This window comes from Streptomyces sp. HD (genome assembly GCF_028369295.1).
Classification (GTDB): domain Bacteria; phylum Actinomycetota; class Actinomycetes; order Streptomycetales; family Streptomycetaceae; genus Streptomyces.
Window position 1 is genome coordinate 1 of the sequence record NZ_JAQMYP010000081.1, and the last position, 21,647, is coordinate 21,647.

The following is a 21,647-nucleotide window of genomic DNA, read 5'->3' on the forward strand; positions in this document are numbered from 1 at the left end:
TACAATATATACTGTTGGGTGTGTTGGGGTGTTTTTTTTTTTTAATAGAGTGGGGCTTGGGGGGGGCCGCGACCGGCACCAATGCGCCGGGCCACCGCCGGGCCACCAGCGCGAGCACCGGCACCACCAGGGCGAGCGGACCCGCCACCAGCGCCACGACCGCGGTCAGCGCCACCGTGCCGAGGACCGGACCGGGCTGCGGCGGAACTCCCCGGTCCCCGGCGGTGGTTGACGAGGAAGGCCGCCGCCTCACCAGGGCGAGCGCCACCAGCGCGGCGACACCGACCGCCCCGCCGATCAGAGCGCCCCGGTACAGCCCCGCGGGCTCGTACACCATGCGCACGGTGCCGGACTGGCCGGCCGGGATCAGCCAGGCCTGCTGCCAGCCGTCGAGCCGGACCGGGGTGAGGTCCCGACCGTTCAGCGTGGCCTTCCAGCCGTCGTTGACGTTCTCGTACGTCCGCAGATACGCCGCCTCGCCCGACCCGGCGGACACGGAGACGGTCCGGCTGTCGCCGCTCCACTTCCGCACGGTGGCGGCGCGGTCCGCCGTACCGGAGAGGGCGCGCGGCTCGCCCCGGGACAGCATGACGTCCGTGAGCGCGAGCGGCCCGGCGTCGTCGGCGTCCACGCGGTGCCGGCCGAAGGCCAGCTCCAGGCTCCCGCCGTTGGCCTCCTTCCCGCAGAGCTCGACCGTCACCGGCCGACGTTCCGTCAGATCGCTGACCAGCCCCGATGCCTTCGTCGCGTGGAGCGTGCCGTCGACGTCGAGCGCCGGGCCCTGCCCGCACGGCAGCGAGAAGCGGACGTCCGGCTTCGGCCGCGGGGCCCGTAGATCGGCCAGCGCCGGCGCGTACACCTCGCTCAGGCCCACCGGGAGCCGGAGCCGTTCGTCGGCCACCGGGTTGTAGAGGGTCAGGGGCGCGGTCCGGGTGACCGTGATGTCGAGCCGGTCCGTGGTGATCGCGTCGAACCGTGCGAGGCCGTCGGAGTCCACGGCGGCCGTCGCCGTGCCGTGCGGCGAGCTGATCCGCACCTGCTCGGGCCGTGCGGAGAGGCCGCCCGCGGCCCCGAGGACGATCTCGTCGATCTTCCGCTTGCCCGGCCAGCTCAGATGGATCACGGGCCGGTCCCCGGCGATCCAGGCCGTCGTCAGATCGCCGTCGACCAGGTTCCGCGCGCCGAGCGCCACGCCGTTGCGGCTCGTGGAGTCGGCGGACACGGTGATCCGCTCGCGCTGCTGCGGCGCGACCCGGTCCAGCAGCCGGTCCAGTTCGTCGCCGGGCACGGCCACGGCCGACGCCGAGACGCCGTACGCGCTCGTGTCGCCCCGGGTGTGGAACTGCCGGTGCAGCCCCGCCTCCGCCGAGGCCGGAGCGAGGCCGCCCGGGTCGGTGCCGCGGTGCAGCGAGTACACCTGCGCGTCGGCGTCGATGCGCTCGGCGTCGGTCGGCAGGGCCAGCAGCCGCGTGACCTTCACACCCGGCACCGACACCTCGGAGAATCCGGCGCCGGACAGCCCGGGCCGCGCCGACTCGGCGCCCAGGATCTCGACCTTGAGCCACTTCGCCCGGCCTGCGGGCGCGCGGACCGACTGCCGCTCACCGTCCGGCCGCAGGGTGCTGTCGGCGAAACCCCGGTCCGTCCGGATCCGTACCCGGGTGGTGGCGGGCCGGGTGGCGTCGGCGGGCAGCGGGGTCAGCCGGAGCGTGGACGGCACATCCACGGGCCGGGTGAACCCCACCCGCAGCCACTGGCCGGACGGTCGGCCCGGGCTGCCTTCGGCCCAGGCGGTGCCGGGGTCGCCGTCGAAGGCGTTCACCGGGTCGTACTGCGGGAGTTGGAACAGCCAGTTGCCACTGCTGGACGCGGTCACCGACGCGGCACCGCGCAGTACGGCCGTCGTCTGGTGGCCGGTGCCCCGCACGGGCAGGATCTGCTTCGGCTGCTCGCCCGGGTCCTGGAGGCTGTCGGAGGGGATCCGCTCGGTGGCGGTGTAGGTGTACGAGGTGTTGGAGTTGACCAGGCCGAACCGGGTGTCGGCACGGCGCAGTCCGTCGGCCTCGGCCTTGACCGCAGGGGCGTCGACTCCCGGATGGGCGTCCCCGGCCAGCACGGCGGGCCGGTCGCGCAGCGCCGGGTCGGCGGACAGCTGGAGCAGCGCCTCGGGGCCGCCGCTCACCACGGCCGTGTCGCCGGCCGCCGCGATCCCGACGCGCCTGGGCCGCTCGGCGGCGCCCTCGGGCTCGTAGATCTCGACCGCCTGGAGGCGCGCGTAGAGACCCTGCACCTGGACGGGCGTGTCGGCGGGGATGCGTCCGGCGGTCATGAGCGGGCCGAAGCCGGCGGCCTTGCGGTAGCCGGAGGCCTCCAGGGTCCGCCTGACCGTCTGCGGCGGCACGTAGCCGATCTGGTCGGGGTCGAGGTCGTTGCGCACGACCACCTCGTGCAGCCCCGCCCGGGCCAGATACGCGCGCAGACCCGGCACCTCACCACCCGACAGCAGCGCCTGCTCGACCGCGTCCAGCGCCCGCCGCGAACCCGCCGTGCCGAACGGCACGAAGTCCCGCTGCGCCCACCGGGTCTTCGCCAGGACGTCGAAGGGCTGGTCGACGGGGGAGCCCCAGGTGTAGACGCCGTGTGCGGTGGCCGGCACGACGAGGGCACGGCTGTCCGCGGCGTGCTCGTCCAGCCAGCCGGCGGCCTGCTCCCAGTGCGAGGGCAGCTTGGTGAACGCGCCCGGCTGGAGGACGGTGCCGTTCAGGTATGGCCACGCCAGCCCCGGCAGCACGAGGAGCGCGGCGATCACCGGGACGTACCGGCGCCCGCGCGCGGCCCGGGTGCCCCGGTGCTCGGCCAGGACCGCCGTCAGATGTGCCAGACCGAGGGCGAGTGCGAGCGCGAGTCCCGGCTGGAACTTGTAGATGTTGCGGAACGGCCGCAGCGTGCCGTCGAGCCAACCCTGCACGGTGTCGTGGAAGGGCGCGCCGAGCGTGCCGCCGTATCCGGCGAGGGCGATCAGTGCGACGGCCAGCACGGTCAGCAGCAGCCAGCGCCGCTCGGGGACGTCCCGGCGGGCCAGGCCCGCCAGGCCCAGCGCGGCGGCGAACGCCGAGCCGAGCACGGTGACGACGGACGCGGCGACGGTCCAGCCCGCCGGCAGCCAGGCATCGCCGAAGTTGAGATACGCCACCCAGTTGCCCGCACCGCGCAGCAGTTCCGTCGCCGACATGGTGGCGGTGGTGGTGTCCGCCTGCTCCACGTACGGCATGAAGTCCACGCCGTGGACGCGCAGCAGCAGCAGCGGCACCGTCCACCAGGCGGTCGCCAGCACCACACCCGGCAGCCACCAGCCGAGCAGCGCCCGGCGTCGGGGACCCTTGGGGCGGCTCAGCAGATACAGGCCGACTGGCAGCAGCGATGCGAGAGTTGAGGCGGCGTTGACCCCGCCCATGAAGGGCACCAGCAGCGCGGAACGGGCTGCGGCGATGCGCGGGCTCGGCGTCGCCGAGGTCAGCGGCAGCAGCACCCAGGGCAGCAGCGCCCCCGGCAGCGCGGCGGCGGACGTGGAGCCCACCACGATCGTGAAGGTCGGCCACAGCGCATACGCCACCGCACCCAGCACGCGGGTCCCGGACGAACCGACGCCCAGCCGCTCCGCCAGCCGCAGCGCACCCCAGAAGGCCGTGGTCACGACGATCGACAGCCACAGGCGCTCGGCCAGCCACACCGGCAGCTGCAGCAGATCCGTCAGGGCGTAGTACGGCAGCGTCGGGAAGGCGTAGCCGACGTACTGGTCGGAGATGCCGCCGAAGCCCGCCCGGTCGTGCCACAACTGCCCCAGGTCGCCGAGGAACCGCAGCGGATCGGCGGCCACGCCGAGCTTCGTCTCGAAGGTCATCCGCCCCGGCGACACCAGGAGGAAGGCCGTCAGCACGGCAGCCCAGAACCCGAACAACAGGCGTCGTCCACGCTGTTGGACGGGCCGGTCCGGCGGCGCGGAGGCGGGGGCGGCGGGCGCGGGAGCCTGGACGGTGGTGCTCATGAGCGTGCCTCGCTAGCGGGTGCCTGACCGGTACGCAGGATCAGCAGCAGATTCCAGGTGGCGATCTCTCTCAGTCCGGGGACCCGGGTGACGGCACCCGGGAGGAACGGCCAGTAGCGGGAGCGGGCGGAGACGACGCGCACATCCGCACGGGCACGCACCTGCCGCAGGGTGGAGCCGATGTGCAGGGGGAAGAGGTTCTCGCCCACGGTGTGCTTGGCCTCCCGGCCGGTGCGTCGCCGGTAGCGCTCACGTGCCCGGTCCGCGCCCAGGTAGTGCCAGGGCGCGGTCTCGTGACCGCCCCACGGGGAGAGCCAGTTGGTGAAGGAGACGTAGATCAGCCCGCCGGGCCGGGTGACCCGGACCATCTCGCTGAGGAAGGTCTGCGGGTCCGCCACATGCTCCAGCACGTTCGACGAGAAGCACACGTCGGCGACGCCGTCGGCCACCGGCAGCAGATAGCCGTCGGCCACCACCGCACCCTCCGGCGGGCGGCCCCGCGCCCCCAACTCCCGGGCGTCGGGCTCGAAGAGACAGGCGTGGGCGCCCCGACGGCGGAACTCCTCGGTGAAGTGCCCCGGTCCGCCGCCGACGTCGAGGACGACGCGGCCCCGCAGATCCGTGTGGCGGGCCACCTGGGCCACCGCGTCCCGCGCCAGCAGCGAGTAGCAGCGGTCGGGGTCGGACTGCTCCCGCAGGAAGGCCCGGAACAGCGTGAGCGAGCGGCGCAGGGACGGGTCCCTGAGCGGGCGTTCGGCGATCTCAGTCATGCGCGGTCACCTCGTGCACCGGCGGGGCGGGCGGCGGCAGGGTTCCGCCGGCCGCCGACGGGACGGCCGATCCGGGCGCCACGCGGGGGAGCGGCGGAGCGGGCGCTGAGCCCGGTGCGGGCCGTCCCGTACGGCAGGCCTCCGCGGCCACCTCCCGGAACTGCCGGACCGTGCTGCTCCACCGGAAGTTCTCGGCGCGCGCCTCGGCGGCACGGCCCATGACACCGCGGCGCTGCGGGCTGAGCGCGAGCGCGCACCAGGCCGCCGCGAACGAGCTCTCGCCCCCGGCCAGCACACCCGTCACCCCGTCCACGACGGAGTCCCGCAGCCCGGGTATGTCGAAGCCGACGGCCGGGGTGCCGCGCGCCGCGGCCTCGGTGACGACCAGGCCCCATCCCTCCACCAGGGACGGATGCAGCAGCAGCCACGCCCGGCACAGCAGCCGGTGCTTCTCCGCCTCCGAGACGTGGCCGGTGAACACCACATCGGGCCCGGCCATGGCCTGCAGCCGGTCCCGCTCGGGGCCCTCCCCGACGATGACCAGCTGCCCGCCGGTGACCGGACGCACCTGCTCCCACAGCCGCAGCAGCAGATCGATCCGCTTGTACTCGACCAACCGCCCCACCGCCACGAACAGCGGCTCGGCGGCCTTGGGCAGCAGCGGACCGGGCGCGTCCACGCCGTTGTGGACCACCCTGATCCGCTCCGGCCCGACACCGATGGCGCGCAGTGCCGCGGCGGTGGAGTCGGACACGGCGAGGGTCAGGCTGTCGCGGTGCGGGCGGGCCAGCGCCCAGTGCTCCAGCCGGCGGCCGAGCCGGGCCATCGGAGCCGGGTAGCGCATGTCCCACAGGTCGGTGTGCACATGGTTCACCAGGCACAGCGTCGGACCGCGGTGCCACAGCGGAGCCAGGTACGGCATGCCGTTGCACACCTCCACCAGGAGGTCGCAGTCCCCGACCTGGCGGGCGAACGCCCGCTTGGCGCGCAGGAAATGACCGGCGTCGCCGCCCGCCGAGACCACGCGGTAGTCGCGGTGGGCGGCCGGACCTCCGCACAGCAGCGTGACCTGGTGGCCGGCCGCCGTGAGTCCGTCGGCGATGCGGTCGACGAGCAGTTCGGATCCGCCGGCGGCGGGGTTGCCCAGATCGCGGCGGGCGAGGAACACGATCCGGCGCGGGAACGGGGACGATCCGGCGGCCGTGTCATCGGCGCCGGGAGTACGGCGGTGAGCGGCGCGGGGATGAGCGGGGGCGATGTCCTCCTGGCCGGAGACCTGGCCGGGGACGAGGCCGGGGACGAGGCCGGAGAGCAGAGAGGAAGCGTGCGGGGGCATCGTTGCTCCAACTCGTCGAATGAGGGGGGTGGGGAGCCGGGCGTCCGGGGGAGACACGCTGGGCGGGGACGTTGTGTGACGGTTGGGCCGGTTCCGGGAGAACGCGGAGGTACTGGTTGGTAACGTAAGTTTTCGGATGAAGCGTTCGATCTGGCTACGCACGAAGGTGACAATTTCCCCCTACGCACGCCCCCGGAGCAGTCACCTCTGTGAGCGCTGTCGGCTCACTGTGAGTCCTCCGTCGCCGCCCGCCGCCGACGCTCACGGACCAGGAAGGCCAGCCCCGCGGCCGTGAGTACACCGCCCGCGACCGTGGCGAGCGTCGGCGCGGTCTCGCCCAGCACCGCCAGCCGGCGGCTGTCCCGCGCGGTCTGCGCCACCTGGGTGCGGCGGGTGGCCTCGGTGAACTCCAGCCGGTCGCTCGCCAGCAGCGTGACCGCGTCCTGCTGGGCCCCGGGTGCGCGCAGCGTGATCCTCGGTGCGATCCGGGCGTTCATGATCCGGCCCGTGCGCCGCTCCACCACCAGCTCGATCCGGCCGTTGGCGTACCACTCCTCGGCCGTCACCTGCCGCTGCTTCGGCCGCCCCACCAGCGTGCCGGGCACCTCGCGGGTGACCTCCGTCCGCCTGGGCGCCACGCTTCCGGTGAACCGGTAGCCCGACTGTCCGAGGACCTTCTCGGTCCCGGAGTACTTCAGCGGCACGGCCGCGCCCAGCACGCCGTCCCACCAGCGGTAGGTGCGTTTGTGCACGTCGAACGGGAACTTCAGATAGGCGTCGCCCCGGAACGACGGCTGCTCCCCGCAGCAGTGCACCGGCTCGTTGGTCCGCCGGTCGGTGACCCAGCGCTCGGTGGTCCACTGCAGCGACCTGCGCGGGTCCCGCAGCGACAACGTGGCGGGGGTGTCGATCTGTGTGGAGACGTCCCACACCGCGTTACCGCTGCGCTCGGCGGCGGCCACGTCGCCCACGATCCGGCGGGTGATCGTGATCCGCTTCCCGTGCACGGTCTTCAGGGCGCCGGTGTCGAAAAAGCTCCCTGTCCCGGTGAGCACCGAGTCCGTCTGGACGTCGACCGGCGTGCGTTTGACCCGTGGCTCGACATACCGGTCCAGCAGCTGGCCGAAGACCAGTGCGAACACGCCCAAACCGAGAAAAATCAGTGGCAGAACGGAAGCTGTACGGCGCATGAGGGCACTCCGGTGGCAGCGGAAAGAAGCGGACTGTGCGCACGGTGTCGGGCAGTCCGGCTCACCCGGGGCGAAGAGGGCCTACCGGGGAGTAAGTAGTTATGAACGGCGAAATTAGGCCGCTATTGACCCGGTGTCAACAGTGACCTAATACTGATCGTGCCGGTCCGGGCCGGAACGCTGGGTGACAACCTCATCGACCGAGAGGCTCCTCGTCCCCATGCCCAGAACCCTCGCAGCACTGCTGACGTGCCTGCTCTCCGCCGCCCTCGCCACGGGCGCCGCCTTCGGCCTCGTCGCCGCCCTGAACGCCACTCCCGAGCAGCCGAACGTGCCGCTGGTCACCTTCCCCGACCAGGCCGCCGACCGGTCCGCGCCCACTGCGTCCGCGCCGCCCACACCGGCCGCGGAACGCTAGGAGGTCGTGCCGTGCCCGCGCCCCCCGCCTGGCACAGGGTCCCGCCGGACCAGGTACGGCGGTTCGCCGACCTGGCCATGGAACGGGTGCCGGACATCGCGCAGGACATCCTGCGGGCCATGCGTCAGGAGTTCCCCAACCTGGAGCTGACGGTCGGTGAAACGGGCGAGCCGAAGGCGCTCGTGGCGACCCGGCTCGCCCTGGAGAGCTTCGTCGCGCAGCTGACCACCGACATCGAGCGGCCCCGTGAACTCCCCGAGGTCTTCCGGGAGTTCGGGCGCAACCAGGCCCTCAAGGGCCGCCGTCTGGACTCCCTCCAGGCGATCTACCGGCTGAACGTGAGGCTGGCCTGGCGCAGCTTCGCCGAGATCGGGCAGAAGGTCGAGATCCCGCCACCCGCGATGTACGAACTCGCCGAGTCCGCGTTCGAGTACCTCGACGAACTCGTGTCCCACTCCCTGCACGGCTACGCCGAGGTCGCCGCCGGCCAGGCGGGGGAACGGATCCGCCGCCAGCGCCTGCTGGTCGACCTCCTCCTCACCGAGCACCGCACCGACCCGTCCGCCGCCCTCGCCGAACGCGCCGCCGCCGTCGACTGGCCCCTGCCCGACGAGGTCGCCGTGGCCGTCCTGCTCCGTCCCGCCCAGCAGTACGTCACACCCGCCCTGGGTGACGAGGTCCTGCTCGACATGGACGGCGAACAGCCCCGACTGGTGCTCCCTGACCCCGATGCGCCCGGCCGCGTCGACCGGCTGCACCGCGCCTTGAGCGGCTGGTCCGGAGCCATCGGCCCCGCCGTTCCGGTGACCCGGGCCGCCACCTCGCTGCACTGGGCGACGGCCGCCGTCCGGATGATCCAGGAGGGTCTCCTTCCCCAGGGCCGCCTCCTGCGGTGCAGCGAACACGCCGAGGCGCTCGTGCTGCTCCCCGCCGAGACACTGATCGACGACCTCGCCCGCCGCCGGCTGGCCCAGCTGACCGAGGCCGGACCGGAACAGGCCCGCCGCCTCGCCGAGACGCTGCTCGCCTGGCTGCAGACCCAGGGCGGCGCACCCGAGGTGGCCGCCCGGCTCGGCGTCCACCCCCAGACCGTACGCAACCGCCTGCGGCAGATCAGGGACCTGTGGGGCGACGACCTCGACGACCCCGACCGTCGCTTCGAACTCGAACTGGTCCTGCGCACACGCCGGTTGCGCGGAGAACTCACCGACCCGAGCACCTGACCGCGCCGTGCCCTCACCTCCGTCGACCTGGCGATTGTCCGGTGTCGCCGGTCCACGCACGAAGCGTGCAACATCGGCCTGACCCCGGTGGCGAACCCGAACTACGAGGGGTGTGACCGGGATACGGGCCAAAGGGGCACCGGGGAGCGCTACCTCTCCGATGCGCCGCTGCGTCGGCGGGTGACCGCGGCGACCAACGAGGTCGAGTCGTACAACCGGTTCTCGCAGTGGATCGGCTTCGGCGACCGCGGCGTCCTCGCGGACAACGACCCCATCGAGCAGGAGAAGGCGATGAAGTTCAACGCCCTGCTCACGAACGCGGTGATCTTCCACAATGCCCTGGACATCGCGTAGATCGTGCGGCAGCTCCTGGACATGCAGAGCTGGTTGATGCCTGGAACTGTCCGCCGCGAGCGATATCCGGGCGCGTGGACGCCGGTCACTGGTGGGGGATGCGGCGGCCGAGATATGCGGCTACGTGGTCGAGGGCCGGGCCCTGCTCGGGTGCGGGTTGCGCTGGGGCGATGGACCCGCCGGCGGTGCGGGGCAGGTCACCGTGGATCTCCCGGACGACCGGGAGAGCGGCGTGCGCGATGTCGGGCTCCAGGTCGCGGTCGTGGCCGAGTGCGGTCGCGAGGTCCCAGCCGTGCACGAGCAGTTCGACGAGGAGTTGCTCGACTACGCGGCGGCCGGGCGCCCGGCCGAAGGAGCGTTCCAGCATGCCCGGCCGGCGGAAGGCATCGCGGGCCTGGGAGGCGGCGGTTTCGAAGGCGGTGATGTGGTTGTCACCAAGGTGGTCCTCGGTGTGGCCTTCGGCCGGGGGCGTGCCCTGAGCCAGGCCGCCCCAGATGATGTTCTCCCACACCAGATGGTCGAGCAGATCTCGTACGGTCCAGTCCTCGCAGGGAGTCGGCAGGCCGAACTGGTCCGGCGCCGTTGCGCGCACGATCGCGGCGACGGTGTCCTGGACGCGTGTGAACGCGTCCAGGACACCCCCTGGCCAGGGGTCGGTGGTGTCCGAATAGAGGGCTTCGAGCCGGGCGCCGCGCGCGCCGGGCGCGGGGCCGGCATGCAGCGCGGTGATCAGCCACTGCCCTTCCCCGGCGATCCCGGCGGGTGCGGGGCGGCCGCCGAGGACGCACAGCAGTTGCCAGAAGCGCTCGACGGCGGGCTCGGCTGCTGCGGTGAGCTGCTCGTGCAGGAGTTCACGTGCCTTGGCGCCGTCGGAGGTCACGGCGGGGTCGGCGTTCGCGCGGCTGGGCAGCCACGCGGCGACAATGTCCGCGACGACCTGGTCGGCAGCCGGGGAGTCCGCCGCGATGCCGGCCTGCATCGCCGTTCGGACACGCGCGGTCCAGACGTCGGTGAGTGCGCGCATCTCCTCTGCCACGGCGGCGTTCTGCGCTCCCTGTCCATGGCGAGCGGAGTATTCCGCGATGCGCCGCATGGCTGGACGCAATTCCCCGGCGGCGACCAGCTCGCCCAGTTCCAGCCAGGCTTCAACCTGCTCGTCGGTCGGGTTGTCCGGGAGGTCGGAGCCGGCGGCGAGGAGCCCCTCGTAGAAGTGGGGGACATCCAGGTCGCCGAGCGTGTCGGTGAGGAAATCACGGATCAGCTTGCGGCGTTCGTCGGGAGACATGCGGGCATTACGGGTCATCAGAGCGAGTCCCTCGTGGGTGGTACGACGTGTGACGGTGCGCAGGACTGCCTGGTGGGTCCGCAGGCGGCGGATCTGGGTTTCCAGAGCCTCGGCGTGCGCGGCCGCCGCCTCGGCAAGCCCGTCCTGACGATCCAGGGCGGCCCGGATCTCACCGAGCCCCAGTCCCAGGTCGCGCAGAGTGCGAGCCAGGTGCAGCCGGGCTACGCCAGCGGTGTCATAGCGTCGATAACCGCCCGTGGTCCGGCCGACCGGTGCCACAATGCCGACATCCGACCAGTGCCTGACCACTTTCACCGGCAGCCCGATCTGCCGCGCCACGGCTCCGATGCTCCACGTGGGCCGCGACGTCTCATCCGTACGCATGTGCTCCACCCTTGACTCTCCCTTCGTGGGAGAGTCAAGCAGCCCCACGGCTCCGTCGCAGGCGGACAAACGCGGGAAGATCACCGCCGAGGGCGAGGCTGCGGAGTGGATTCACTGACAGTCAGGCACAGCCCAGCTGCTGCCTCGCCTCATCGCCGAGCGCACCCGCGGGCCGCTGTTCCCGACCGACCGCAAGGCCCCGGCCGGAACGCCAGCCGTGCAGAGGGCCACGAGATCCGGATTTCGGATGGCGGGGCGAGGGCTGCGTTCGGTGCAGGCGTCCGTGCGTTCGTCCAACGGTGGTTTGCTGGTGCTCCCGCGCTTGGCGGTCAGGATGGCTGGACTTGGTCGAAGAGGGCGAGGGCTTCGGCCGGGTCCGGGCTCACGAGGCGTTCCAGACCGGCCGTCGTGATCTTCGCCCACTTGCCGGCCCGTGGCCACATCTGTTCCTCGAAGGCGCGGACGGCCTCGGCCGGATCTCCAGGGCCGCTGGCGATGGACTCGGCGAGTTCGGCGCCCTCCAGCATCGCGAGGTTCGCGCCCGCCCCCAAAGGGGGCATCAGGTGGGCGGCGTCGCCCAGTAGCGTCACCCCGGGGACGTGGGTCCAGGTGTGGGACACGGGCAGGGCGTAGAAGGGGCGGTGGACGAAAGCGGTGCCATGGCGGAGGAGGTCGAGGACAGGTGCGGCCCAGCCGTCGAACAGGGCCAGCAAGCCCGACCGCACGGCCTCGTCGTCGGTCAGGTCCAGGTTCGCGTGCCAGTCCAGCGACGCGCGGAACTTGGCGTACACCTTGACATGGCCGCCGCTGTTTCGCTGGGCGACGAGGGAGCGGTTCACGCCGTACACCGCCACGGAACCGTCGCCGATCAACCGGGCGAGGTCGGGATGGCGGGTGTCGACGTCGTCGAGCGAGGTCTCGACCGAGGTGACGCCGGTGTAGTGCGGCGTCACCGGCGAGACTGCCGGGCGGATCCGGGACCAGGCGCCGTCCGCGCCGACCACGAGGTCGAACGTCTCCTGTCGCCCGTCCGCGAAATGGACCACTGCGCCGTCGCGAGTCCCCGGCACCACCTGCGTCACGCTCCGGCCCCATTGCACGTCGAGAGGGCCGAGTAGCAGGTCACGGAGTTGCCCGCGGTCGATCTCGGGATTGGCCCGGTCATCCGGACGGGGTCGCCAGTCGCGCAGGACGGTCCCGTCCGTGCCCAGGATGCGCATGGCCTGCCCCTCGCCGCGAGACAGCTCCAGGAACTCCGTCAGCAGTCCCGCCTTGTCCAGCGCGAGCTGGCCCAGCCCTTCGTGCAGGTCCAGCGCGCCGCCCGGGGGGCGGGCGTCGGGGGCGGGATCGCGTTCGAGGACGGCGACGGGGTAGCCATGGCGGTGCAGGACACGGGCGAAGGTAAGGCCGGCAGGGCCGCCTCCGACAACCGCGATACGATGTCTCATGTCGATACACTGTATTTCTGCAATACGATGCATCGCAACAGAACGGTGTGACCATGACTGTGTGGGACCGGCCGGAGCCGCCGGCTCGCCCCGTGCCGCTCGACCGGGAACGGATCGTCGCCGCCGCCGTCGCGCTGGCCGACGAGGGCGGGCTGGAGGCGGTGTCGTTGCGCAAGGTCGCCGCCCGGCTGAACGCCGGCCCGATGCGGCTGTACGGATACATCTCCACCAAGGAGGAGCTGTTCGACCTCATGGTGGAGGAGGTCCAGGCCGAGATTCTCCCCGAGGAGCAGCCGGGTGACTGGCGGGAGGCGCTGCGCATCCTCGCCCACCGCACCAGGCAGGCCGCTCTCCGGCACGAATGGCTGGCCGACCTGCTCGGCGGCCGCCCGACCCTGGGCCCGAACGGCCTCGCTGTGACCGAGGCCAAGCTGGCCGCCCTCGACGGCCTCGCCGACGTCGACACCGTCATGCGCGCCGTGGAGACCGTCAGTGCCTACGTCACCGGCGCGATCAGGCGCGAGATCGCGAACCTGCGGGCCGAGCGTGCCACGGGCCTGTCCAAGCGCGACTGGCAGCGCGCCTCCGGCCCGCATGTGACCAAGATGCTGGCCACGGGTCGCTTCCCGGCGCTGACCAAAGCCGTGCACGACGGCACGGACGTGGACGCCGAGACATCCTTCGCGACCGGCCTGGACTGGATCCTCGACGCCGTGGCCGCCAAACTCACCGGGCCGCCGGCGTGACGCTCAGCTCTTGCCGAAGGCGGGCGAGGGCCGGGTCGGTGTCCACGCACCGCGACTCACCCTTCGCGTCACCACCCTCCGAGCCCCGGCCTGACCAAGATCACCGGCTTGGCGTCGACCGCTGTACCGATCTTCCCCGAGGCCGTACGATCGGCTGCCGCCCGCAGCCGAGGAGTCCCGCATGCCGTCCGCCCGCCCCCGCATCCTGTATGTCACCGACCTGGCCTACCAGGCACGCGGGCGCCGCTACTGCGACGAGGACATCTTCCTCACCTCCCGTCTGCGCGACGAGTTCGACCTGGCCCTGTGCCATCCCCGGGACGCGGCCGCGCTCATGGGCGCCTTCGACGCGGTCGTGGTCCGCAACAGCGGTCCGGTCCTGGCGTACCAGGAGGCGTACGACGAGTTCCGCCGACGTGCCGCCGCCGACGGGACGCGGGTGTACAACCCGCTTACGGGGCAGGCCGACATGGCCGGCAAGCAGTACCTGCTCGACCTGACCACCGCCGGCTACCCGGTCATCCCCACCGTGGACCGTGCCGAGGATCTGGGCCTCCTGCCCAGGAGTGACCGCTACGTGGTCAAGCCCAAACTGGGCGCCGACTCCATAGGACTGCGGATCGTCTCCGCGGAGGGTGCGCGCGCGTCGGCCGACGGGGGCGTCCTCGTCCAGCCCTGCGTGGACTTCGCCTACGAGGTGTCGTTCTGCTTCGTGGACCACGACTTCCAGTACGCCCTGTACGCGCCGCACCCCGACCGGCGCTGGCAGCTGGAACCCTACGAACCCACCGACGCCGACCTGGAGTTCGCCCGGCGCTTCATCGACTGGAACGGCATCGCCCATGGCATCCAGCGCGTCGACGCCTGTCGTGCGCCGGGCGGTGAACTCCTGCTGGTCGAGCTGGAGGACCTCAACCCGTATCTGTCGCTGGACGCCCTGGACCCCACGCGACGCGACGGCTTTGTCGCCGCCTTGAAGGCGTCCCTGCACGGCTTCCTCGCCGCCGAGGCCTGACCGCGGCCGCACGCTCACCGCGCCCCGCTGAACCGGCGGGACGCCAACCCCGTATCACTCCCCGGGGATTGGCGATGCCCCGTGCCGACGGGGACGGAAGGAGAGCGGTGTGCCCACACGGCCCGACCCCGAGGAACCGGACGAGAGTCCGGCCCTGGAACCGATCCACGTCCTGCGCCCACGCCGCACCGACGCCCTCGCGGAGTTGTTCCGGGAGTGGGAAGAGGACAACGCCGGCTACGAGACCGTGGCCGTACCCGGCGCGCTGCCCGTGGTCGAGGACGCGACACAGGAACTCCCGGCCGTCCCCGAGGACATGGGCAAGGCACGGATCGGCGGCGCCCGCCCCGGTCCGGCTGCGTCGGGCCCCGGATTCCGCCGGACTGCCATCGCGGTCGCCGTGACGGCGGCGGCGGTCGTCGGTTTCGGCGGCGCTCTCCTGCTGACCGGCCGTGACGACGACTCCGCGGCCCGCCGGGAGCCGGCCCCGGCCCCGTCCGCGTCCGCACCGGCCGAACCCGTGCCCGCCGAGCCGGACGCACCCGGCGGGGAGGGCGAGCCGGGTGACCCTCCCGTCTGCACGGCGGCCTTCCGGACCGTCAACAGCTGGCAGGGCGGCTTCCAGGGCGAGGTGACGGTGACCAACGCGCCCGCGTCCTCGGCCTCCGGCTGGACCGCGACCGTCGTACCGCCCGACGGGGTCCGCCTGACCCAGGTCTGGGACGGCACCCTCTCCAACACTCCGGACGGCAGGGCGACGGTCTCCAACGCGTCCTGGAACGGCACCCTCGCACCGGGAGCCAGCGTCACCTTCGGCTTCCTCGCCGCCACTTCGGACTCGACCGGGGAACCGTCGGCGAAGGTCACCTGCGCGGCGACGGCCGGGGCGGAGTGAGGGCTCAGCGCCCGTGGTCGACCAGTGCCTGCGACACTGCGCGCACGCTGCGGGCGATGTGCTGCAACTGCATGACCTCCGCCGCGTACAGCTTGATCGTGTGCTCGATGACCGACTCCGGCATGCCCAGCGCCGGCAGGTCGGCCCGCGCGGTCTGCAGCGCGGTGCGCGCGACCCGGATCTCGTTCTGGACCTGGATCTGGGCGTGGCGGGCGAGCAGCACGGGGTGGCGGATCAGCGCCGGGTAACTGGCGTAGCGGGCCGGTACCAGTTCGCGCAGCCACTTGGCCGCCGAGCGCTCCCAGTCGTAGGAACCGGGCTGCTTGACCTGGCACGGCCAGTCGGAGCTGATGCGCGTGGTCGTCAGTTGCATGGATCGTCGCTTCCGGTGTGCGGCGTCGGGAGGGTGTCCGACAGGGGCGGGCGGCCCCGGCCTAGGGGATGACCGGGGCCGCCAAGGGCCATCGCACGGAACGAGGCCCGCCGGACAACCGGGGCGCCGACGCGGGTAGGAGACGGCGGCTTCGGGTGTCCGGGGTGACGCGTGAGCAGTATTTATATATGCCGTCCGCTTTGCAAGGCGCATGAAAACATTCATGCGCGCTTTGATCTGAATGGTGCCCCTGTGGCCCGGTTTGAAGGCAGTGTGGTGCGGCCGTGACGGCGGACGGAGCGAGGGATCAGTCCCGCAGGAAGAACTGGTGCTGGTCGGAGATGTGCTCGTACTCCTCCAGCCGCGCCTGCGTCCGCTCCGGGTCGGCGTCGGTCATGGCCTGCAGCAGCGCGGCGGCCATCACACCGGGCGCCGCGTAGGAGTCGAAGACCAGGCGGGAGCCGGTGCCGGTGGCGAACACGACGTCGGCGGTGTCGGCCACCGGGCCGAGCGCCAGGTCGGTGATCAGGGCGACCTTGAGCCCGGCGCTGCGCGCGACCCGTACGGCCGTGAGCGTCTCCTGCGCGTGCCGCGGCATGGAGAAGGCCAGCACCCAGGTGCCGCCGGCCTCGCGCGACTGCAGCAGCGCGTCGTAGGCGACGCTGCCGCCCCGGGTCACCAGCCGCACGTCCGGGTGGATACGGCGGGCGGCGTAGGCGAAGTACTCGGCGAGGGACCCGGAGATACGCAGCCCGAGGATGGTCAGCGGCGTCGACTGCGACAGCTTGCGGCCGATGTCGATCACCTGGTCGGGGTCGGCGAAGTCGCGCCGCAGGTTCTCCAGGTTCTCGATCTCGGCGTCCACGGCGGCCTGCAGTTCATTGGCGCCGTTCTCCTCGGCCGCCGCCGTCCCCCCGGCGAAGCTGCCGAGCGCGATCGCCTGGAGCTTCTCCCTCAGCGCGGGGTAACCGCTGAAACCGACGGCCGCGGCGAAACGCGTCACCGACGGCTGGCTCACGCCGACCCGCTCCGCGAGATCGGTGATCGAAAGGAACGCGGCCTCGGTGATGTGCTCGATCAGGTACTGGGCGATACGCCGCTGCCCGGGCGACAGCCTCGGCTGGTCGAAGAGCGCCCTGAGCTGGGAGGTCGGGGACGCCTCGGCCTCCGGAACCGTCTTTCCCGAGGTGATGGCGGATGCCTGTGCGCGTGCCTGCTGAGCCGACGACACCGGTGCGCCTTCTTTGTCTCCCACAGTGCTTCAACATAGCTCACGCACCCTGCCGACCAGGGCTGTTCCCCGGGCAGGGCTCACCGGCGATAGATCGTCATCGAATGGCCGACCATGTCGATCGGACGGCTGCCGTCGATCAGTTCGGCCAGCCGCCCGGTGGCCTTGGCCGCCGCGGAGTCCGACACGACGAGCAGCCCGCGCACCTCGCGGACGGGCACCCTGCGCGGATCGGCGGCGCGGACGCCGTAGAAGGACGGCACCCCGCTGCCCTTGTACACGAGCCAGACCCGCTCGCCCCGGTACCGCTCGCGCAGCCGGTCGGCCAGCCGTCCGAGGTCCTGCCCCCAGTCCACGTTGGAGTCGTGCAGCCGCAGATGGGTCTTCTCCGGCCCGCCGAACGCCTCGTTGGAGTACGGCAGGTAGTAGGGATACGTCCGCAGCGAGCTGACCGCGACGAACAGCACCAGCACACCCGCCGCGCGCGGCACCCATCGCCTGCCCAGTGCGAGCACACAACCCGCCGCCACCGCCAGGAACATCGGCACGAAGAGCGCGTACCGCGTGCCGAAGTCCCGCGACCCGAGCATGGCCGCGGCCAGCAGCACGGCCGTGGGCACCAGCAGATACGGCGCCACCGGCCACAGCCGCCGTACCGCCACAAGCGCCACGACCCCCGCCACCCACAGGACGAGCATGCCCAGCGGCGTCTTCACCAGCAGCGCGGCCGGCAGGTAGTACCAGAGCGAACCCGTGTAGAGCCGCCCGAACAGAAAGCCCTGCCACGGGTAGTCCTCGAAGTCGAACTGGACCCGCATCCCGTCCCGGTACGCCTCCGGGAACGGCAGCAGATCCACGGCGAGGCCCCGCAGCCCGTGCACATCGGGCACCGGCTGCTCCGGCGCCCAGCGCAGCCGCGGGTCGACCACCAGGTACGACGCCCACACGACGGCGATCGCGACCAGTGCCACGACACCCGCGCCGGCCGCTGCCCGCCCGAGTGCCCGGCGCCGGGACCCGGACGGCGGTCGCGCGCTCCATACCGACAGTGCGGCGAGCGCCACCAGCACCGGGACCACCGCCAGCGTGCTCATCTTCGTCGCCAGGGCCGCACCCAGCGCCACCCCGGCCAGGGGCACGTACAGCCGGGGCCGCTGACGGGCCCGCCACAGCAGCCAGGCCGACGTCAGCACGAACCCGGCCGCGGGGACGTCCAGCGTGGCGAGCGAGCCGTGCGCGATGACGTCGGGGGAGAAGGCGTACAACCCGAGCGCCGCCAACCCTCCCACCGGTCCGGCGAGTTCACGGGCGAAGGCGAACACGATCAGCCCGAACCCGAGCGTCAGGACGATCACGGGCAGCCGGGCGAACAGCATCACGTGCCACGGGTCGTTCCCGGACTCGTACAGCAGATGCCGCCCCAACCGGCCCTGATCGCCGGTGAAGGACGCGTCGACCCGCGGATCGGCGAGCGCCACTCCGACGGCGACGACCAGCTTGCCGAGCGGGGGATGCTCGGGGTTGTGGACCACGCGGTGCTCGTGGAGGTACTCGGCCGCCGTGCCCACGTACACGGGTTCGTCGATCGTCGGCGTCTGCTGGACGGCGGTGGTGACCATCGCGACGGCCATCTGGCCCAGCAGCACGACCACCAGGAGCGGCACGAGCCGGCGCCAGGCAGGCCGCTGCGCGGGGCGTGCGTCCGGGAGCGTCTCCGGGGCCGGGGCCGGGGCCGAGTGCTGTTCGAGCGTCATCATCCGCTCCGCGGTGCCGTCGGCCCCACGGTCGCGGAAGCTGATCCGGAGCCGACCCATGGGGCCTACTCTGCATCAGCTCCCGCCCGGGACGCCGCTACCGCTTGAGGAGTCGTACCGACAGACCTTCCGTCGTGTAGACGGGTACGGCCCGCAGCGTGTCGGAGTTCAGCTCCACCTCGTCGAACTGGCCGCGCAGCCGCTGCGCCTCGATGACCGGGACCGTGGTCCCCGCGACCGGCGGGCGCTCGGCATCGAGCCGCAGGGACAGCACGCTGCCCCGGCCCAGCACCACCCGGCCGGACACTTCGAGCGCCGGGCCGTGGCTCCTGCGCACCGGCAGCTCCAGGCTCGACTCGCCCTCCTGGACGTAGGAGCCGCACACCCGCAGCACCTTGTCCGCGCGCAGCGTGCCGCCCACGACCCGCACATCGCCCTGACCGAGCGCGTTCGCGGACCCGGCGACCAGCACTCCGTCCTCGACCACCGTGCCGCCGTGGTAGCGGTTGTGGCCGGTCAGCGTGAGCGTGCCGGTGCCGCGCTTGGTCAGGCCGCCCTCGCCGCGGATGTCGTTGCGCCAGGTGTCGGCCGCGCCGAAGCCACCGGCCGCCGCGTCGAGCGTGACGGTCACGCCGGAGTCGAAGGCGCGGTAACCGTCCGCCGCGGCGAACAGGTTCAGCCGGCCCCACTGCTCGAAGCCGTCCAGCAGCACGTACCCGGCGGGCAGCGCGGTCGTCCGCAGCACCTCGCGGCGCTGGGCGGCGGTCAGGTACGGCTGGCGCGTCTCCAGCAGCACCTCCGCGCCCTTCGGCACGGTCAGCGGCTCGTCGCGGCCCTGCCGGGTCAGCACGTAGGTCAGCTTGGGCGTGACCGTACGGGCGTTGGCGTCCCGGTCGGCGTACGGGTCGGTGGCGGTGCCGGCCGCGTGGGCGTAGGCGTAGAGGGTGTCGGACGTCGAGCCGGTCCGCTGCGTGAAGTACGCCAGGGCCTGGGCGCGAGCCGCGGTCTTGAGGTCCGCGTTGGCCGGGTCGGCGAGGGCGGCGGCGGCCAGGGCCGTGGCCATGACGCGGCCGCCGAGGACGTCGACCGTGGAGTGCATGCCCGCCACGATGCGGGTGTGGCTGAGTTCGAAGGCCCGGGTCACCAGCTCCTGGAAACGCTCGGGCACGGCGTAGGCGTACGCCAGGGCCGCCAGATGCAGGGCGTTGGTGTGCCCGCTGGGGAAGCCGCCGTCATCGGCCGCGGTCTCACCGCGCTGCCGCAGCAGCTGCGGGGCGACGACGACCTGCGACTCGTAGACCGGGAAGCCGAACGCGTCCTTCTTCCCCGTGTCGACGACCTCGCTGTCCTCGTTCATCCGCCACGGACGCGGGTACTGGAAGGCGAACTTCGCCGGGTTGCCGGAGGCGAAGGGACCGCGCACGGTGTCGACGAGCTTCGCCACCTTGCCGAGCTCCGAGTCGTACGACCCCGCGCCGATCGCGGAACCGGCCGGCGCGTCGGCGGGCAGGGCGTCGCTGATCTTCCCGGCGGGCGTGCCGTCGGGCGCGCTGGTGATCGAAGTGACCGCCTTGGCCCCGGACTTGTACAGCTCGGCCAGCGGACCCAGCCCGGCGATCACCGAGTAGCTCTGGTGCTGGCGGTCGATGATGAACGATTCCTTCGCCTGGGCGTCCGTGCGGGCGGCGGTGATCCGGGCGCAGTAGCGCATGTTGGCGCGCAGCACCTCGGGCATGAGCGGCGTTCCGGTGTTCCAGGCGCCGCCGGTCTTCCACACCCTCGCGAAGCCGCCGAGGACGCGGACCACCGCATTGGTCTCGGGCGTCTGGTTCGCGACGACGTTCGTCTTGTAGTCGTCCACGAACGCGGCGGCGTTCACGGCGGCCTTGGCGTCCGCGGAGGGAAGCCAGCCGGCGAACGCGGGGACGGCCACCAGGGCCGCACCGCTGCCCACGGAGGTCAGGAGAAAGCGCCTTCTGTTCATGGGCGAGGTGGTGTGGCGTCCGGCGGTTGACGGCATGAGTGCCTCTCTTGAGCTCTTCGGCCGTACGGCCGGGGGGGAGATCGAAACGAACGACCCGACCCCGGGTGCGGCACGCGAGGCGTGAGACGCATGAGCCGTATGAAAGCGCTTGGGGCCGAGTCGTACGGTCGAAGATCTACGGGCGGGTTGTGTCGGACTCGGGATGGCCCGGCGTCCGGCAGGTGTCACACAAGTGAACGGGCGAGCGCCACCGCACCCTCGACCGGCGGCAGCCGCAACGGCCGCGGCCGGGCCCCGGGCACGCTCTCGGCGAGAGCGGCGGCGAACGCGTCGTACAGGACGGGCTGGGCGAGAACGGTGCTGCCGGCGACCACGACGTCGTCCACCGCGACCCCGCGCGCCGCGAGCCGGGTGACGAGCGCGGCCAGCGAACGCCCGCCCTCGGCGATCACCGCACGGGCGAGCTCCGAACCGGCCTCGGCGGCCGCGAACACGACCGGGGCGTGCCGGCCCCACTCGGCGGACACGTCCTTGGCGCCTTCCAGCGCCGCGCCGAGCGCGGGTACTTCGGTGACGCCGAAGGAGTCGACGAGCCCGCGAGCCAGTGGGTCGGGTTCCTCCCCGCGGTCGTGCGCCGCCCACACGGCGCGCGCGGACTCGCGCACGAGGCCCGCGGAGCCGCCCTCGTCGCCGAGGACCGCGCCCCAGCCGCCGACCTGGACGGGCGTGCCGTCGGCCAGCCGCCCCACCGCGACCGAACCGGTCCCGGCGACCAGGCCGACCCCCTTGTCCAACCCGGCGGCGGGGACGAGCAGTTCGGCGTCGCCCACCACCGACGCGGGCGCGTCGAAGTGGAGTTGCAGAGCGGTGCGGATCTGGGAGCACTGGCGAGGAGTCTCACAGGCGTGCCCGCCCACGGCGAGGGCGGACGGGCGCGCCCCCTTCGGCAGGGCGCCGGCGACCAGCGCGGCGAGCCAGCCGGCGGCGGCCACGGGGTCGTGCGGCCGCCAGCCGCTGCTGGTACGGACGTGATCGGCCACCGGGGTGTCGCCCCTGAGTGCCCGGAGATGCGTCTTGGTGCCGCCCACGTCGATGCCGACCACCAAGGGTGCGGAGTCCTGCACGGATCCTCTTTCGTCGTTGCGCTGTGCTGCGACGGCGGGCGAAACCGTGCCTGGAGGAAGGGCAGTTGCAGA

17 protein-coding genes are annotated in these 21,647 nt (G+C 72.4%); 6 read left to right on the plus strand and 11 right to left on the minus strand.

Going from position 1 to position 21,647, the window contains the following annotated elements:
• From POF73_RS42770 to POF73_RS42785, 4 genes are all read right to left on the minus strand, one after another.
• On the minus strand, nucleotides 1–4,045 hold a 4,045-nt coding region (locus tag POF73_RS42770), incomplete at its 3' end, for an alpha-(1->3)-arabinofuranosyltransferase domain-containing protein (protein ID WP_272124820.1).
• Nucleotides 4,042–4,815, minus strand: coding sequence for a class I SAM-dependent methyltransferase (locus tag POF73_RS42775; RefSeq protein WP_272124821.1), 774 nt, complete (start codon nucleotides 4,813–4,815; stop codon nucleotides 4,042–4,044). The genes POF73_RS42775 and POF73_RS42770, both read right to left, overlap by 4 nt.
• Complete coding sequence (locus POF73_RS42780) at nucleotides 4,808–6,151, minus strand: glycosyltransferase family 4 protein (protein WP_272124822.1); 1,344 nt, start codon at nucleotides 6,149–6,151, stop codon at nucleotides 4,808–4,810. The genes POF73_RS42775 and POF73_RS42780 overlap by 8 nt, the downstream gene beginning before the upstream one ends.
• A 224-nt stretch (nucleotides 6,152–6,375) precedes the next feature.
• On the minus strand, nucleotides 6,376–7,341 hold the full coding sequence (locus POF73_RS42785) for a DUF3068 domain-containing protein (RefSeq protein ID WP_272124823.1): 966 nt from the start codon (nucleotides 7,339–7,341) through the stop codon (nucleotides 6,376–6,378).
• A gap of 220 nt (nucleotides 7,342–7,561) precedes the next feature.
• Between POF73_RS42785 and POF73_RS42790 the strand changes: the two genes are divergently transcribed.
• The 3 genes from POF73_RS42790 (at nucleotide 7,562) to POF73_RS42800 (ending at nucleotide 9,336) form a co-directional block, all read left to right on the plus strand.
• Complete coding sequence (locus tag POF73_RS42790) at nucleotides 7,562–7,759, plus strand: hypothetical protein (protein ID WP_272124824.1); 198 nt, start codon at nucleotides 7,562–7,564, stop codon at nucleotides 7,757–7,759.
• An 11-nt stretch (nucleotides 7,760–7,770) separates the two neighbouring features.
• Complete coding sequence (locus tag POF73_RS42795) at nucleotides 7,771–8,982, plus strand: helix-turn-helix domain-containing protein (protein WP_272124825.1); 1,212 nt, start codon at nucleotides 7,771–7,773, stop codon at nucleotides 8,980–8,982.
• An 87-nt stretch (nucleotides 8,983–9,069) separates the two neighbouring features.
• On the plus strand, nucleotides 9,070–9,336 hold the full coding sequence (locus POF73_RS42800; RefSeq protein ID WP_272124826.1) for a Tn3 family transposase: 267 nt from the start codon (nucleotides 9,070–9,072) through the stop codon (nucleotides 9,334–9,336).
• An 85-nt stretch (nucleotides 9,337–9,421) separates the two neighbouring features.
• Here POF73_RS42800 and POF73_RS42805 read toward each other — a convergent pair whose 3' ends face one another.
• Together POF73_RS42805 and POF73_RS42810 are read right to left on the minus strand one after the other, a co-directional pair.
• Nucleotides 9,422–11,005 (minus strand): TIGR03086 family metal-binding protein, encoded by a 1,584-nt coding sequence (locus tag POF73_RS42805; RefSeq protein ID WP_272124827.1) that lies wholly within the window; start codon nucleotides 11,003–11,005, stop codon nucleotides 9,422–9,424.
• 329 nt (nucleotides 11,006–11,334) lie between these two features.
• Nucleotides 11,335–12,453 carry an FAD-dependent oxidoreductase gene (locus POF73_RS42810; protein ID WP_272124828.1) on the minus strand — a complete coding sequence of 373 codons (1,119 nt, stop codon included), beginning with the start codon at nucleotides 12,451–12,453 and terminating at the stop codon, nucleotides 11,335–11,337.
• Between the two features lie 53 nt (nucleotides 12,454–12,506).
• On the opposite strand from POF73_RS42810, the gene POF73_RS42815 reads away from it, so the two are divergent.
• The 3 genes from POF73_RS42815 (at nucleotide 12,507) to POF73_RS46110 (ending at nucleotide 15,109) form a co-directional block, all read left to right on the plus strand.
• A complete protein-coding gene (locus POF73_RS42815; RefSeq protein WP_272124829.1) occupies nucleotides 12,507–13,199 on the plus strand; it encodes a TetR/AcrR family transcriptional regulator in 693 nt (230 codons plus the stop codon).
• 181 nt (nucleotides 13,200–13,380) lie between these two features.
• Nucleotides 13,381–14,214, plus strand: a complete 834-nt coding sequence (locus POF73_RS42820) for a hypothetical protein (protein ID WP_272124830.1) — start codon at nucleotides 13,381–13,383, stop codon at nucleotides 14,212–14,214.
• A 109-nt stretch (nucleotides 14,215–14,323) separates the two neighbouring features.
• On the plus strand, nucleotides 14,324–15,109 hold the full coding sequence (locus POF73_RS46110; protein ID WP_334313672.1) for a cellulose binding domain-containing protein: 786 nt from the start codon (nucleotides 14,324–14,326) through the stop codon (nucleotides 15,107–15,109).
• 4 nt (nucleotides 15,110–15,113) lie between these two features.
• Here POF73_RS46110 and POF73_RS42830 read toward each other — a convergent pair whose 3' ends face one another.
• The 5 genes from POF73_RS42830 to POF73_RS42850 all read right to left on the minus strand — a co-directional run bounded on the left by POF73_RS42830 (nucleotide 15,114) and on the right by POF73_RS42850 (nucleotide 21,575).
• Nucleotides 15,114–15,482, minus strand: coding sequence for a hypothetical protein (locus POF73_RS42830; RefSeq protein WP_272124831.1), 369 nt, complete (start codon nucleotides 15,480–15,482; stop codon nucleotides 15,114–15,116).
• Nucleotides 15,483–15,789: 307 nt separating this feature from the next.
• Nucleotides 15,790–16,713 carry a MurR/RpiR family transcriptional regulator gene (locus POF73_RS42835; RefSeq protein WP_272124832.1) on the minus strand — a complete coding sequence of 308 codons (924 nt, stop codon included), beginning with the start codon at nucleotides 16,711–16,713 and terminating at the stop codon, nucleotides 15,790–15,792.
• An 80-nt stretch (nucleotides 16,714–16,793) separates the two neighbouring features.
• The gene (locus POF73_RS42840) at nucleotides 16,794–18,344 is read right to left on the minus strand and encodes a phospholipid carrier-dependent glycosyltransferase (protein WP_272124846.1); all 1,551 of its coding nucleotides are present in this window, start codon (nucleotides 18,342–18,344) and stop codon (nucleotides 16,794–16,796) included.
• A 220-nt stretch (nucleotides 18,345–18,564) separates the two neighbouring features.
• Entirely contained in the window at nucleotides 18,565–20,487 is a 1,923-nt protein-coding gene (locus POF73_RS42845) for a phosphatase PAP2 family protein (RefSeq protein ID WP_272124833.1), read from the minus strand.
• A gap of 188 nt (nucleotides 20,488–20,675) precedes the next feature.
• Nucleotides 20,676–21,575 carry an N-acetylglucosamine kinase gene (locus POF73_RS42850; RefSeq protein WP_272124834.1) on the minus strand — a complete coding sequence of 300 codons (900 nt, stop codon included), beginning with the start codon at nucleotides 21,573–21,575 and terminating at the stop codon, nucleotides 20,676–20,678.
• Between the last annotated feature and the right edge of the window lie 72 nt (nucleotides 21,576–21,647).

Excerpts from the sequence above, each read along its gene's own strand:
- POF73_RS42830 (WP_272124831.1), bottom strand. The coding sequence starts at position 15,482 with ATGCAACTGACGACCACGCGCATCAGCTCCGACTGGCCGTGCCAGGTC.
- POF73_RS42785 (WP_272124823.1), bottom strand. The coding sequence starts at position 7,341 with ATGCGCCGTACAGCTTCCGTTCTGCCACTGATTTTTCTCGGTTTGGGC.
- POF73_RS42820 (WP_272124830.1), top strand. The coding sequence starts at position 13,381 with ATGCCGTCCGCCCGCCCCCGCATCCTGTATGTCACCGACCTGGCCTAC.
- POF73_RS42815 (WP_272124829.1), top strand. The coding sequence starts at position 12,507 with ATGACTGTGTGGGACCGGCCGGAGCCGCCGGCTCGCCCCGTGCCGCTC.
- POF73_RS42840 (WP_272124846.1), bottom strand. The coding sequence starts at position 18,344 with ATGGCCGTCGCGATGGTCACCACCGCCGTCCAGCAGACGCCGACGATC.
- POF73_RS42805 (WP_272124827.1), bottom strand. The coding sequence starts at position 11,005 with ATGCGTACGGATGAGACGTCGCGGCCCACGTGGAGCATCGGAGCCGTG.
- POF73_RS42790 (WP_272124824.1), top strand. The coding sequence starts at position 7,562 with ATGCCCAGAACCCTCGCAGCACTGCTGACGTGCCTGCTCTCCGCCGCC.
- POF73_RS42810 (WP_272124828.1), bottom strand. The coding sequence starts at position 12,453 with ATGAGACATCGTATCGCGGTTGTCGGAGGCGGCCCTGCCGGCCTTACC.
- POF73_RS42845 (WP_272124833.1), bottom strand. The coding sequence starts at position 20,487 with ATGCCGTCAACCGCCGGACGCCACACCACCTCGCCCATGAACAGAAGG.
- POF73_RS42775 (WP_272124821.1), bottom strand. The coding sequence starts at position 4,815 with ATGACTGAGATCGCCGAACGCCCGCTCAGGGACCCGTCCCTGCGCCGC.
- POF73_RS42780 (WP_272124822.1), bottom strand. The coding sequence starts at position 6,151 with ATGCCCCCGCACGCTTCCTCTCTGCTCTCCGGCCTCGTCCCCGGCCTC.